The sequence below is a fragment of the Pseudomonas sp. LAMO17WK12:I1 genome (genome assembly GCF_900177315.1).
GTDB classification, from domain to species: Bacteria; Pseudomonadota; Gammaproteobacteria; order Pseudomonadales; family Pseudomonadaceae; genus Aquipseudomonas; species Aquipseudomonas marginalis.
In genome coordinates, this window is sequence record NZ_FWZV01000018.1 from 57024 (window position 1) to 72653 (window position 15630).

The 15630-nt window shown below is 63.1% G+C and carries 3 protein-coding genes; all 3 read left to right on the forward strand.

Annotated elements, in window-relative coordinates; translation table 11 throughout:
• Positions 1–172: 172 nt before the first annotated feature.
• The 3 genes from B9N88_RS28355 (at position 173) to B9N88_RS28365 (ending at position 15131) form a co-directional block, all read left to right on the forward strand.
• A complete protein-coding gene (locus B9N88_RS28355) occupies positions 173–1357 on the forward strand; it encodes a substrate-binding domain-containing protein (protein WP_027607538.1) in 1185 nt (394 codons plus the stop codon).
• Between the two features lie 135 nt (positions 1358–1492).
• A complete protein-coding gene (locus B9N88_RS28360) occupies positions 1493–2677 on the forward strand; it encodes a substrate-binding domain-containing protein (RefSeq protein ID WP_051429399.1) in 1185 nt (394 codons plus the stop codon).
• A gap of 205 nt (positions 2678–2882) precedes the next feature.
• A complete protein-coding gene (locus B9N88_RS28365; protein ID WP_027607536.1) occupies positions 2883–15131 on the forward strand; it encodes a filamentous haemagglutinin family protein in 12249 nt (4082 codons plus the stop codon).
• The last annotated feature ends 499 nt before the right edge of the window (positions 15132–15630 follow it).

Here is a 15630-nt window from a genome sequence, read left to right on the forward strand (position 1 = left end):
ATCAAGCCCTTCCTCCCGAGGTTTTTTCCTTTTGCTGTCATCGGAAACTGCGAAATTTCCTACCCATGGCCTCACCCCTCGCCACCCCCGAGACCCGGCCTGGGACCGAAGCCATGGCGTCATGCAAGAGCCATCTACCCCAACGTACAAACACGACGAAAGGAGATTCTTCATGTTTAAGCGCAACGTTCTCGCGGTATCCATGACCCTCGCTGCACTGTGCTCGGCACAGGCTGCAATGGCTGACATCAACGGCGGTGGTGCCACCCTGCCACAAGCGCTGTACCAGACCTCCGGCGTGCTGACGGCCGGTTTCGCCCAGTACATCGGTGTCGGCAGCGGCAACGGCAAGGCAGCCTTCCTGAACAACGACTACACCAAGTTCCAGGCGGGCGTGACGAACAAGAACGTGCACTGGGCCGGCAGCGACTCCAAGCTGAGCGCCACTGAGTTGTCGACCTACGCCTCTGCCAAGCAACCGACCTGGGGCAAGTTGATTCAGGTGCCATCGGTGGGGACTTCGGTTGCCATTCCTTTCAATAAAAGCGGTTCCGCCGCTGTAGACCTGAGCGTTCAAGAGTTGTGCGGCGTGTTCTCGGGCCGTATCAATACCTGGGACGGGATTTCCGGTTCTGGCCGTACCGGTCCGATCGTTGTGGTTTATCGCAGCGAAAGCAGTGGTACCACTGAGCTGTTCACCCGTTTCCTCAATGCCAAGTGCAACGCAGAAACAGGCAACTTCGCCGTCACCACCACCTTCGGCACCAGCTTCTCCGGCGGCTTGCCTGCCGGCGCCGTTGCTGCTACTGGCAGCCAAGGTGTAATGACTGCCCTGGCCGCCGGCGATGGCCGCATCACCTACATGAGCCCTGACTTCGCCGCCCCGACATTGGCCGGCCTGGACGACGCCACCAAAGTGGCTCGCGTGGGCAAAAACGTCGCCACCAACACCCAAGGCGTTTCGCCAGCCGCCGCCAACGTGTCTGCCGCCATCGGCGCAGTACCGGTACCGGCTGCCGCTGATCGTTCCAACCCGGACGCCTGGGTTCCAGTCTTCGGTCCGGATAACACCGCCGGTGTACAGCCTTACCCAACCTCGGGCTACCCGATCCTGGGCTTTACCAACCTGATCTTCAGCCAGTGCTACGCCGACGCGACCCAGACCAGCCAAGTGCGTGATTTCTTCACCAAGCACTACGGCGCCTCCAACAACAACGATGCAGCCATCACCGCCAACGCTTTCGTTCCGCTGCCAACCGCTTGGAAAGCCACCGTTCGCGCCAGCTTCCTGACCGCGAGCAACGCCCTGAGCATCGGCAACACCAACGTCTGCAACGGTATCGGTCGTCCGCTGTAACCCTCGCTTTCAACGACCTGCACCACCTGATCAGCAACGGCCTGTGCCGTTGCTGATTTTTTCATTGACGACTGATGCTCAGTGCCCACCTCTTGCTCGAATCTGGCTCAGCTTGATTAGGAAAGGACTACTTCAATGCAAAACGTTTATGGATGGATTGCGTCTTTTGTGTGCGGCGCGCTGTGCGCTCAGTCGGCGCTGGCAGATATCAATGGGGGTGGTGCAACCTTGCCATCACCGCTGTATCAGACCGCAGGCGTATTGACAGCTGGTTTCGCGCCTTATATCGGTGTAGGCAGTGGTAACGGTAAGGCGGCGTTTCTGAACAACGATTACACCAAGTTCGTATCTGGCGTGACTAACAAGAATGTGCACTGGGCTGCCAGCGATTCCAGGCTGACGGCGCTGGAGTTGGCGACCTACGCTTCGACCAAGCAACCGACCTGGGGCAAGCTGATTCAGGTGCCTTCGATGGGGACTTCGGTTGCCATTCCCTTCAACAAAAGTGGCACCGCCGCCGTTGACTTAAGCGTCAATGAGCTGTGCGGGGTGTTCTCGGGCCGTATCGTTGACTGGCGCGATATATCCGGTTCCGGTCGTGCGGGTGTGATCAACGTGATTTACCCTGGCGAAAGCAGTGGCACTACCGAGTTATTCACCCGTTTCCTCAATGCCAAGTGCAATGAAGGAGGCCTCTTCAAAGTCACCACCACCTTCGCCACCAGCTTCACCGGTGGCTTGGCTGCCGGCGCCGTTGCCGCCACAGGCAGCCAAGGTGTAATGGCAGCCCTGGCCGCCCGCGATGGCACGATCACCTACATGAGCCCTGCCTTCGCAGCCAACACGTTGGAAGGCTTGGATGACGCTACCAAAGTTGCTCGCGTAGGCAAGAATATCGCCTACAACATTCAAGGCGTATCGCCTACCCCGAGCAACGTCTCCGCTGCCCTTTACGCGATACCGATCCCTGCTCCAGCTAATCGTCCTAATCCGGACGCCTGGGCTCCAGTCTTTGGTCCGAACAACACCGACGGTGTACAGCCTTACCCAACCTCGGGCTACCCGATCCTGGGCTTCACCAACCTGATTTTCAGCCAGTGCTACGCTGATCCAGTTCAGACCAGCCAGGTACGTGACTTTCTCACCAGACATTACGGCGTTCGTGTCACCGCCAACAATGACACCGTTATCGCCGCCAACGCCTTTGTTCCGCTTCCGCCTAACTGGAAAGCCATCATTCGCGCCAGCTTCCTGACCGCGAGCAACGCCCTGAGCATCGGCAACACCAACGTCTGCAACGGTATCGGTCGTCCGCTGTAACCCACGCCTTCAACGACCTGCACCACCTGATCAGCAACGGCCTGTGCCGTTGCTGATTTTTGCGTTTGTGCGGTTTTTCGACCCGTTAACAGCCCTATATGAACTTTGCATGACAGAAGTTCAGTCCCGTCCCTCGCCAACCGCCTAACCCTCATACGTGAGCCTGTCTTGCTCCCTGCGTGATAACAAAGAAGGAAGATCCCCGATGGTCCGCTGCAAATCGCCGGTTAACCTGAAAGCCCAAGAAACTGTGCTGTGCCTCAAGCCCCTGGCCCAGGCCATCGCCTTGTTGATGGTGGCGGGCAATGCCCATGCGGCCACGGCGTTCAGTTCCAGCTGGTTTGCCGATAAAGGTGCGACCCAGGCGGCGACGGCGGCGCGGATCAGTGCCGGGCAGGTGCAGGGGATTCCTTCGCTGAACCAGCAGGCGCGGGTCAACCAGCAGTTGGCGCGCTCCATCAGCACCTTGAACACCAGCGTCGCGGCGATTGCGGCGCAGCAGGCAGCACAAGCGGCGGGGCGTCAGGCGGCGTTTGGCCAAGTCTCGACGATTCCAGACGGCCTCGGCAAAGGCGGCCTGCAGGTCGATAACAGCCTGACCCAGGGCTGGACCAACGCCAAGGGCCCGACCCAAACCCAGTCCGGTGGCAAGACCACGGTGAGTATCGAGCAGACCGCCGACAAGGCGATCCTCAATTGGGAGACCTTTAACGTCGGGCGCAACACCACGGTGGATTTTCAGCAGCAATCCAGCTGGGCGGTGCTCAACCGCGTCAACGACCCCGATGCACGACCGAGTGAAATCCAGGGTCAGATCAACGGCGCCGGCACGGTGATGATCGTGAACCGCAACGGCGTGGTCTTCAGTGGCACCAGCCAGGTCAACGTACGCAACCTCGTTGCCGCCGCTGCGAACATCACCGACCAGCAGTTCACCCAGAGCGGTATTTACGTGGATGGTAACGGCACCCAGCCGACCTTCACCGACGCGGCAGGCAAGGTCGAAGTGCAGCGCGGTGCGCTGATCCAGACCCACAACCCGGCCACTTCGACGGATGCGGGCGGCTATGCCTTGCTGCTGGGTTCGGAAGTGGACAACGCCGGTACTATCAGCACCGCCAAGGGGCAGACCACCCTGGCCGCCGGCGACAGCTTCTACATCCGCAGGGGCGTCGGTACCACGGGCAACGACCGCTCCACCACGCGCGGCAATGAAGTGGCGACCAGCCTCAAGGTCGGCAGCAGCGCCGGCAAGGTCAGCAACAACGGCCTGATCATGGCGTCCACCGGGGACATCACCCTGGCCGGGCACCAGGTGCAGCAAAATGGCGTGGTCCTGGCCAGCACGTCGGTGGACACCCGTGGCACGATTCACCTGCTCAATTCCGCCACCGATACCACCGGCAGTGTGACCCTGGGCGAGGGCAGTACCACTTCGATCCTGTTGGACAGCAGTGGCAGCACTGCGCTGAACAGCCAGCAAAGCAATGGCCTGATCAAGCTCGACGGCATGCCCGCCAACTTGATCACCGGGCAGTTCAACAACCTCAGTGCGGTGGCCGACCGTACCGACCAGTCGCGCATCGAGATCGTCAGCGGCGGCACGGTGGATTTCCAGCAAGGCTCGATCACCCTGGCCACCGGTGGGCAGGTCGCGGTCAGTGCCACCGGGCGCAGCCTGGTACGCGACGGGGCGATGATCGATGTCTCCGGGGCGGTCGGTGTCAAGGTGTCGATGGAATCCAACAACATCAAGATCAACGTACAGGGCAACGAGCAGCGCGACGCACCGGTCAACCGTGACGATGGGCAGTTGATCAATAACGATGTATGGGTCGACCTGCGCGAGCTGGTGTTTGTGCCCGCAGGCACCAACGGCTATGCGACGGATCGCTGGTACACCGCTGGCGGCTTGCTGGAAGTGGGCGGCTACCTGGGCACCCAAGGCCACTCGGTGGGTGAGTGGATGGCCCAGGGCGGTACCGTGACGTTTACCGGCAAGGACGTGGTGACCCAGAAGGACGCGCAGATCAACCTGTCGGGCGGCACCGTGGATGTGCAGGCCGGGTATATCCGGCAGACCTGGCTCAAGGGCCCGGACGGGCGCCTGTATGAACTGTCCAACGCGCCGGGCGACATTCTCTATTCCGGGTTCTACAAGGGGTATGAAGACACCAGCAAGCGCTGGGGCCAGACCGATTACTACTACAACCCGATGATCGCCAAGCAGCGTCGTTATGAGAGCGGTTACACGGTGGGCCGCGATGCCGGCAAGCTGGTGATCGGTACCACCAGCGCGGTGCTCGAGGGCCAGGTGATCAGTGACGTGTTCCAGGGCGATCGCCAGACCCAGGCGCCGAACATCAACCTCGACGGTTACCAGCAGTCGCAGAAGGCCATGGCCCAGCGCGCGCAATTGATCATTGGCGGCTACACGCCTATCTACAACAAGACCACCGGCACCCTGCGCTATGCCCTGGGCGCAAACGCGGACGAGGTATTGATCGAGGGCGGTACGCAAAAAATCGCCGATGGCCTGGACCTCACCACCGCGCTGCCCGCGGACCGCCAGGGCAAGATGGTACTCGACAGCGACCAGCTCAATGGCTATCAGTTGGGCGCGATCAAGGTCGCGGCCAAGCAGCAGGTCACCGTCAACGGAGCGCTCAAGGTGGCCGATGGCGGCGATATCACCCTGTTCGGGCCAAGGGTCGACATCAACGCCAACCTCACGGCCCACGGCGGCAGCCTCAACGCGGGCAATATCCTCAGCCAGGTCGACCCGCTTAAAGGCGGTGCGGTAGGCGACAGTATCCTCAACGGCGGCGGCACGCTGAACGTGGCCAGCGGGGTCACGCTGGATGCCACCGGGCGCTGGAACAATCTGCTGCTGGATCCGGCCAACAGCAGCGGCTTGGCCTATGTGAACGGCGGCAAGGTGTCGCTGCGCAGCACTGGTGGTGTGAACCTGGCGGCCGGCAGCGTGGTGGACACCTCCTCCGGTGGCACCCTCGGCTTGGATGGCAAGCTCAACGGTGGCAAGGGCGGCGACGTGACCTTGGCGTCTCTCGGTACCCTGGGTTTGGACGGCGAGATTCGCGGTTATGGCGTGAGCGGTGGCGGCACCCTGGCGTTACAGGCGCGCAAAGTACAGATCGGCGACAGCGCCACGGCGCCCGATGTTGGCACCGTGCAACTGGCGGGGGATTTTTTCAACAAGGGCTTCTCGGCCTATGACATCACCGGCAATGAAGGGCTGCTGGTCACGGACGGTACCCAGGTCGACGTCACGACGCCGGTCTACCGTATTGGCGAGCGGACCTCGGCCGCTCCCACGGGCAGCGACCCGGCCACCGCCCTTGAACGCTGGACGCCGGCGCTGTACCAGGAAGACGCTGCCAAAGGCGTACTGACCCAGCGCCGTGGCGCCAGCCTGACCTTGACCGCCGGCAATCTAAATTCCACGGCGGCTGAACTGGCCACCACAGCCTTGAGCGTGGCGCAGGGCGCGGTGATCACTGTCGACCCAGGCCAGGCCATCAACCTGCGCAGCGTCGGCCAGTTGACCATGAACGGCCGCCTCAATGCCTGGGGCGGCAGCGTCAGCCTGGGCGGCCTGACGGCGACGGGCTCGGAAGCGGCCAACGCCGCCGGCCATAGCCGTTCGATCTGGGTGGGTGAAAACGCGCTGATCGACGTGGCGTCGCGTGCGGTCACGGCGGTGAGCAACCGTGGCAATGTCTACGGCCAGGTGCGCAATGGTGGCACCATCAGCATCGGCGGCGACATCAACCTGGCCACCGGTATCGCCAAGGCCAGTGACCTGTTTGTGGTGGTGCGCGACGGCGCGCGCCTGGACGCGTCCGGTGCCCAGGCGATGCTGGATGTTCCCGGCCAGGGCCGCGTGCCGGTGGCCAGCAATGGCGGCAGCATCAGCTTTGCGTCGAACAACGGCCTGTACCTGGACGGCAGCTTCGTTGCCCGCGCGGGTGGCGCAGGTGCTGCGGGCGGTAGCCTGGCCCTGGCCCTGGAAAGCCCGTATTACCTCAAGGCCGGCGTCAACGACAGTGTGCTCAAGGTGCGTGAACTGGTGCTCAGCCAGACCCATCAAGCCAGCCCGACTTCCAGCCTCGAGTACGGCCATGGCCGCCTCGGCGTGGACCAGATCAGCGCCGGCGGCTTTGACAATCTTGCGCTGCTCAGCAACGGCTTGCTGAGTTTCGACGGTGACGTGTCGTTGAGCATGGGCCAGAGCCTGCGCCTGTACGGTGGCAGCTATAACCTCAGTGAAAACGCGGCGGCCAGTTCGCGGGTCAACCTGTCGGCGCCATACCTGCTGTTGGCCGGCATCCTCGCGCCGGCAGAATCCGGCAAGGAAGCCTATACCCGCGCGGTGCCGGTGTTGCCCAATCCCTCCGCGCTGGCCACCACGGCGCAGTTCAACGCCAACGCCAACCTGATCGACGTGCGTGGCAATGTGCTGTTCGGCAACAAGAGCTATCTGTTGCGGCCCGACAACAGCCAGGTCAGCCTCGAACGGCGGGGGTTTGATGATGTGCAACTGACCAGCCAGGGCGACTTGCGCTTCCTGGCGGGGGCGGGGGCAGATGTGATTGCCCAGGGCATCAGCACGCAATTAGTGACCAGTGGTGACATGACCCTGCGCGCGGCGCAGTTGTATCCGGCGACTGAAGTCGGCGCCCGGGTACTGGCGGGCTATCTGAATAATGCTGCCAGCAATGACACAGGCTTCAATTACGATCCGACACGCACCCTGACCATCGCACGCACCGCCAATAGCAATGCCGCCATGCCTTACTCGGCCTTTGGTCGTCTGCAATTGGGCGGGCCCACCATCAGGCAGGGCGGGGTGGTGCGTGCGCCACTGGGGCTGATCGAGATTGGCAACCTGGGCTCTACCAACGTGCAACTGCTGCCGGGCAGCCTCACGTCGGTGAGTGGCAAGGGCCTGGTATTGCCTTACGGCGGTACCGTGGACGGCCAGATCTACAAGTACAACGGCAAGACAGTGACGTTTGTCGGCCAGGGTGGCGGCAACAGTGCGGGCAGCCTGAACGTTGGGGTGATTCTCGGTGGCCAGCAGTTGACGGTGCTGCCGCAGGCGACGGTGGATCTGTCCGGCGGTGGCGAACTGCTCGGCGCCGGATTTATTTCCGGGCGCGGGGGCTCTACGGATGCACGTTACAACCCACTGGTACAGTTCGGTGCCAACGGCGGGTTTGTACTGCCGGGTCTGAGCACCAACCCGATCTATGCGATTGTGCCGGGCGTGCAACCGGGCTATGCACCGGTGGCGCCGGAAGGTGGCGCGGTCGATCCGTTGATCGGCCAGCAGATCACAATCGGCGCCGGCGTGCCGGGCCTGGCGGCCGGCACCTATACCCTGATGCCCTCCACCTATGCGTTGATGCCCGGGGCTTTCCGGCTCGAGATCAACGGCCTGGCCGGGATGGGCGCCGACGGTGCGGCCCAGGCGTTGCGCAATGGCTCATGGGCCACGGCAGGGCGCTTGTCCATCGCCAATACCGGGATCAGCAACAGTACGGCCAGCCAGGTGATTCTCACGTCGGCCGATATGTTGCGTCGTTACTCCCAATACAACGAAACCGGCTACGCACAGTTCGCCGTGGCCGACGCCACCAGGCTTGGTGTACCTCGGGCACTGCTGCCGGTGGATGCCAAGACCCTGCAACTGGCCCTGCGGCCAGGCGCAGGTGCGGATGCCTTTTCGTTCCAGGGGATCGGCCGCTTCGAGGCCGCTGACGGCGGTTACGGCGGTACCGTATCGCTGATAAACGAAGAAAAGGGCAGCCTGGGAAGGGACATCGAAATTGTCGCGGCAGGCAACGCGGCTACCGCCAATTTCAAAGGCATTACGGTGGATGCGGACAGCCTGAATGCAATGGACGCGGCTCGCCTGTTGATCGGTGGAATGACCTATGTCACGTACGGCCAGGGTGGCAACTACATCAACCTCCCCAGCAGCATCATCAGTTCCATCATCCTGCGCGACGGCGCGAAACTGGCGGCACCGGAGGTATTACTGGTGACCTCCACCGGAAAAATTACGCTCGAACAAGGCGCCTCGATCAACACGATAGGCCAGGGCAAGGCCAGCTACGACGCACGTGACGGTTTTATCTACAACCTGAGCAATGTGCTGGCGGTGTCCAACGGTTTGCTCAACGTAATCGCCGCGCCGTCATTGGGCGAAGTCATCAGTGGGGGCATCCAGTTAGGCGTGTGCAACCGCGCGCCCTGCAGCGGCCAGACAGCCCTGTATTCCGAAGGCAGCATCGTTACCTTGACCGACAGCTCCCTGCAGATGGGCGATGAGGTGCGCTATGGCACCCGCCACCTGAACCTGGGCGTGTCCAGCATCAACGTCGGCAGCCCCGAAGCCCTGGCCGCTGCAGCCGCCAACAATCGCCTGCCGGTGGGCATGACCCTCAACCAGCAAGTGCTGGAACGCCTGCTGCGCGGCGACACCCAATTCGGCGCCCCGGCCCTGGAAACCCTGCAACTGTCGGCGCGTGACAGCTTTAACTTCTACGGCACCACCACCCTGGATACTTATGACGCCGTGACCGGCAAGTCGTTGCTGAGCAACCTGATGCTGTCCACGCCGGCGATCTACGGCTCTGGCGGCATGAACGATGTGGCGACTATCCACACCGCCAATCTGATCTGGCAAGGTGCCGTCGCGCCGCCTGTGGCGGCGGTGACCGGCGGTGCCGGCAGCGGCAGCGGGCGCCTGGACATCAATGCCGAGCGTATCGAATTCGGCTATGGGGATTTTGCCCAGCCGAGCACGACCAATACCTTCGACCGCCTCGCCCTGGGCTTTGCCAGCGTCAACCTCAATGCCAGTGAGCGCATCACCGCCAACCACAAGGGCAGCCTCTCGGTGTACCAGAGCCAGGGCGCGTTTGATGCGATCAAGGGCTTTGCCTACAGCGGCGGCAACCTGAATATCCTCACGCCGCTGATGACCGGTGAGGCCGGCTCGGTCAACCGTATTACCGCCGGTGGCGCGATTGATGTCAGCGCCTCGGCTGGCGCAGTAGGCAAGGTGGACGGCATCGGCGGCGAATGGTCATTGCAAGGCGATAGCCTTCGCCTGGCCACTGCCGTGGTGCTGCCCAGCGGCAAGGTCACTTTGGGCGCGCGGGGCGACGTGGTGTTGACCGATGCCGCCTCGATTGATGTGTCCGGCCGGGCCATTGCCTTCAATGACTTGACCAAATACAGCGCAGGCGGCGAGGTCTTGCTGGAGAGCCGTGCCGGCAATGTGCAGCAGGCCGCCGGTTCGACCATCGACCTGTCGGCGCAGCACAACCAGGCGGGCAAGTTGCGCGCGGTGGCGGTGGACGGCGCTGCGGGGATCGTCGACCTGGCAGGCAAGATCATCGCCGGCAGCAGCGGTGACTACGATGCCGGTGGCACGCGGGTGCCATACCTCGCGGGTGCGGTGGAGATCCAGGCCCAGCGCCTGGGCGGCAGCGGTACGCTCAGCGACCAGTTCGCAGCGCTCAACCAACGCCTCAACCAAGGCCAGGTCTACGGTGCGCGCAGCTTCCAGCTCAAGCAGGGCGACCTGACCATCGGCAATGACGTCAAGGCCAACAGCGTCAACGTCTCGATCGACAATGGCAGCCTGCGCGTGACCGGCCTGGTAGACGCCAGCGGTGAGCGCGTGGGCAGCATAAACCTGGCCGCCAAGCAGGGCCTGAGCCTGGACGGCACGGCGGTGCTCGATGCCCATGGCAGCCAACTGCGGGTGGACAGCTACGGCAAGATCATCGATTCGCCTAACCGCGCCATCGTGGTCCTCGGCTCTGGCCAGGGCCAGTTGACCCTGGCCAACGGCGCGCGCATCGACCTGCGCCATGGCACCGAGGCCGCGACCGGCAATGACGGGCGCAACCGTGGCACGCTGGAACTCAACGCGCCGCGCGTGGGCGGCAATGACATCGCCATTGATGCCAGTGGGCAGTTGACTATCCAGGGCGCGCGTTCGATTGCGCTCAATGGCATGAGAACCTACGACGATGCCCCGACCAACACCGATGAAACGCCCAATGGACGCCCGTACCAAGTGATTGATCAGGACTACCTCACGAAAGTCGTCGATCCAGCAAATACGAATTTCATCAACGCCGCGCGTGTTAACAGCAACTTGCTGCGCAAGCTCGCCGGCTTGAACAACGCCACGTACGGCGATGTGTTCCACCTGCGCCCCGGCGTAGAGATCATCAGCAAAACCCCGGATGGCGACCTTGTAGTGCAGGGCGATCTGGACCTCTCCGGCTATCGCTACGCCAGCCTCAAATCAACGGCCAAGACCGAGTCCGGCAGCCTGACCCTGCGCGCCGGTGGCGACCTGAATATCTATGGCAGCATCAACGACGGCTTTGCCGCGCCACCGGCCACCGACGATGACAATGGCTGGGTGCTGCGCGCCGGTATCGACTACACCGGCGGCACCGTGGTGGTACCGGGCAGCGGCGTGACCCTGGAGGTGGGCACCGTGTTCCCCGCGGGCGCTGCGCTTAATTTCGATGTACTGACCAACCCCCTGTTTCTGCCGCCGGGCACCCGATTGCCCGTCGCGGCTACGCTCAAACAACCGTTGGTACTCCCGGCGGGTACTGTGTTGGCGGCGGCTGTTCGGGATGCCTCGGGCAATGTGCTGTTCGCGGCGGGCACGTTGCTGACTCAGAGCCAGACCCTCGCCATCGGCAGTGTCCTGGATGCCGGCAGCCTGTTGAGCACGTCAGCCAGTGTCGACGGCTTGATCTGGCCCAAGGGCGTGCCATTGGCCACCAAGGTGACGTTGACCGCCAGCCAAGTGCTGCCCCGGGGCGCCCTGTTGCCGTCGGGAACAGACGTGAAGCTGCCGGGCGGCGTGGAGTCGGTGACGTTGCGTGACGCCGGCCACCCAGGCAAGAACTGGGCAATTGCACCCATGCTGGAGGAGGGTGCGCAGTCGTGGTCGATTCGCCTGGTTGCGGGGGCCGACACCGAGGCAGCCGACAGTCGCCTGCTGCAACCGCATCCGGTAAGCGGCAATCTACGCTTGGCGGACAGTCACTATGGGACGTTCGGGAAAGGAGCCCAGGTCTGGACCGAGGAGGGCTCCATGGGGTGGTTCGGCGATGACAGCATGGTAGGCCAACCGGTTGATTTCGACGCAATACAATACCCAGGCGTATGTGACGACTTCCCGGAATACTGCGTTATCAGTGGTGAGGCCTACACGCTGCTGGTGGGCGGCAGTACTCGCTTCAGCGTAATCCGCACCGGCGCCGCAGACCTTGACCTGCTGGCCGCCGGCAACCTGAGCATGGAGTCGCTGTTCGGCGTATACACGGCAGGCAGCTCGTCCACCGGCACCTCGACCAACGATCCGTATAACCTCAAGCGAGCCCTGGGCAGCAATGGCAAGGTATTGGCTAACGCCGGGGGCAACGAAAAGCTGGTCAACGCAGACACCGGCAGCCTGTACCGCGCCTGGTACCCGGATACGGGCGGCAACTTGCTGCTTAAAGTGGGCGGCAACCTGACGGGCAATATCACCAGCCCGGCGCAGAATGGCGTTGGTCGTCCGGTACCCAGCGACCAGGGTCAGGATTCAGCCAACGTCGGCAACTGGCTGTGGCGTCAGGGCAATGGGCTCAGTGGGAGCCAGGCGCAAGCTACCGCCTGGTGGATCAATTTTGGTTCCTACGTCGCCAGCGACCGTTCGGACCAGATGGTCGGGTTCACCGGGTTTGGCACCCTGGGAGGCGGCAACCTGAATGTTGATGTGGGTGGCGATGCAGGACTCATCAGCCCTGTCTCGTCAACAGCTCTGAACGTCAGTCGCCGCAGCCAAGGCCTGGTACTGGCAGTCGGCAGCACCGGTCGGGTCGGGGCCGATGGCAGTGTGCAACTGACGGGGGGCGGTGATCTGAACCTGCGGGTCGGCGGAGCGGTGAACCCCGCCAGCCAGACCTTCGCAGACCACCTCAATGGTGCGCTGGTGAACCTGCGTGGGCACGTGCAATTGACCGGTGGCGCCCTGGGCAGCCTGACGCTGCGTTATGGCAACCGGTTCACAGACCAGAGCCCCAGCGAAGTGCGCGCCTACGATCCTTTACGTTCCACTTCGGCCATGGCCTCGGGTGGTTTGAGCCTGTTGCCGGGCGATGCCACTTTCAGCCTGTCCACCCGTGGCGACCTGGTGTTGCAGGACGTCGCCGACCCTGGGCGCGCGCCGCAGATGAACGCCTTGACCTTCGTCAATAAGGGGGTCAACGGGATCGGACAAAGCTGGTTCAGCTTGTGGACCGACCGCACAGCAGTGGACCTGTTCTCTGCCGGGGGCAACCTCACGCCGCTGACCCAGACCCTGGAAACCGATATGGCGGCGGTCTATCCCGCGACATTGCGTGCGGTTGCCGCTAACGGCAGTCTCTATTACGGCAGCGCCTCGACCAGTAATCCTGGCGACGTGCAGCCGCTCAGGGCGTTGGTACTCGCACCTTCGTCCAATGGGCAACTGGAATTGCTGGCCGGCGATTCGATCTCCGGCGGCGATCTGACGATCAGCCGCTCCAGTGCGGCACCCAACAGCCTGGCGACTATTCTGCGTCCGGCCTTCGCCGGTTTCCTGACGGATCAAAAAACGGCAATAGTGGGCAGTGGCAATCTTTCCAGCGATGGAAACCTTGCCACCTTGACGGTTTCCCCGCTGTTTGCCTTTGGCCCCAACACCGCCAGCATGGCCTGGGGTGACGCCCTGGAACCTGCGCGTTTCTATGCGCTGAGCGGGGACCTGCTGGGCGTCAATAGTGGGCGCGCCCTCACGATCACGGGGGTGGGTGACGCTCGGTTCGGGCAAACCTTTTACGAAGGCGCAGGCCCGGTATGGATGCAAGCCGGACGCGATATTGTTGGCAGCGGCACGCGCTTGAGCGGTGCCAGCGCAGGTGTCATCGTTACGGGGCAATACACCTTTACCGGCAACCTGTTCGTGCACAACAGCCCCACCGATATCTCCATCGCCAGCGCCGGCCGCGACATCCTCTACAGCAGCTTTAACGTTGCCGGCCCCGGTACCCTGGAACTGACGGCGGGGCGCAACATCCAGATGGAAGACAAAGTCGCTGTGAACAGCCTGGGTGCTGTGGCGGCGGGCGACAGCCGCCCTGGCGCAAGCATCGTCATGCAAGCCGGCATGGGCCCCAATGGCCCGGATTACCGCCGCTTCGTCGAGGCCTACCTGAATCCCGCCAACCTGGCTCAACCGGGTGAATCCCTGCAAGGCGCCAAGGTGGCCAAGACTTACGAAAACGAGCTGGTTACCTGGCTCACCGAACGCTTCGGCTTTGCCGGCGACAGCGAACAGGCCCGGACCTACTACGCCACACTGCCCGCCGAACAACAACGGATCTTCGCCCGCGACGTGTACTTTGCCGAACTCAAGGCCGCCGGCCGTGAGTACAACCAGGACGGCAGTGTGCGCCAGGGCAGCTATGTGCGTGGTCGTGCCGCGATTGCCCGGTTGTTCCCCGAGACCGACGTGGCCGGCAACCCGATCACCTACAAGGGCGATATCACGATGTTCGGCGGTGCCGGCGTGCACACCAACTTCGGTGGCTCGATCCAGATGCTCACGCCGGGCGGCCGCCAGACGTTCGGCATCGAAGGTTTCGCACCGCCGTCCACGGCTGGGGTGATCACCCAGGGCGCGGGAGATATCCAGCTGTACTCCCTGGGCAGTATCCTGCTTGGCCAGAGCCGCATCATGACCACCTTCGGCGGCTCGATCATGGCCTGGACCAGCGAGGGCGACATCAACGCCGGGCGCGGCTCCAAGACCACCGTGGTGTACACGCCGCCCAAGCGTGTCTATGACAACTGGGGCAACGTGAGCCTGTCGCCATCGGTGCCGAGCACCGGTGCGGGGATCGCCACGCTGAACCCGATCCCGGAAGTGCCGGCGGGGGATATCGACCTGATCGCGCCGCTGGGCACCATCGATGCGGGCGAGGCGGGCATTCGGGTGTCGGGTAACGTCAACATCGCCGCCCTGCGGGTGGTGAACGCGGCGAACATCCAGACCCAGGGCAAGTCGTCCGGGGTGCCGGTGTCGGCCACCGTCAACACCGGCGCCATGAGCTCGGCCAGCGCAGCAGGAGCGGCGGCGTCCCAGGCCGCAGAAGACGCGGCGCGCAGCCAGCAGGCGGCGGCCAGGCAGGGCCGGCCGTCGATCATGACCGTGGAGGTGCTGAGCCTGGGCACCGAGCCGTTGCCGCGTGAACCGGAACCTCGGAAAACCTCGGGCTACAACCCCGACAGCCCGGTGCAGGTGCTGGGCGCGGGGCCGCTGAGTGATCAGGCGCGGGCGCGGTTGACGGATGAGGAGCGTAAGCAGATCAGTTTGTAGAACTTCAGAAGGACCTCTCGATGTACCGTTCGGGGCGATCAGTGATCGCCCCATTTTTTTGCGCAAGCAGAAGGGTGGCGAGCTTCTTATTAGCCGACCGGTATGGTGGGGGAGACTCGGTTAAAACTGTGGGTGCGACGATTCGACTTGCTCCCGATGGCGGCCTTTGGGTCGACCATTTGTTGGAGTTGGAATGAGTACATATCCGTTGCTGCGGTAACGGCTGCCTATGGTTCCGCTCTTACAGCGGGTCACTTTTGGCAAACGCCCCAAAAGTAACCAAAAGGTCTTGCCCCACCACTTGGTGCCTCGCCTAGGCTCGGCATGCCCTCACTCCGGCTTGAATCCGTGGGCCGCCGTCATGGGCCATCCCTGGCCCAGGACGGCTAACCCGGCGTCCTGCCGGGTTACCCACGGATTCAAGCCTGCGTTCGGCCAGCGTGTTTGACGGGGCGCCTAGGATCAAGATCAAAAGCCAGAGCAAAAGCAGAGCAAAAGC

Excerpts from the sequence above, each read along its gene's own strand:
- B9N88_RS28360 (WP_051429399.1), top strand. The coding sequence starts at position 1,493 with ATGCAAAACGTTTATGGATGGATTGCGTCTTTTGTGTGCGGCGCGCTG.
- B9N88_RS28355 (WP_027607538.1), top strand. The coding sequence starts at position 173 with ATGTTTAAGCGCAACGTTCTCGCGGTATCCATGACCCTCGCTGCACTG.
- B9N88_RS28365 (WP_027607536.1), top strand. The coding sequence starts at position 2,883 with ATGGTCCGCTGCAAATCGCCGGTTAACCTGAAAGCCCAAGAAACTGTG.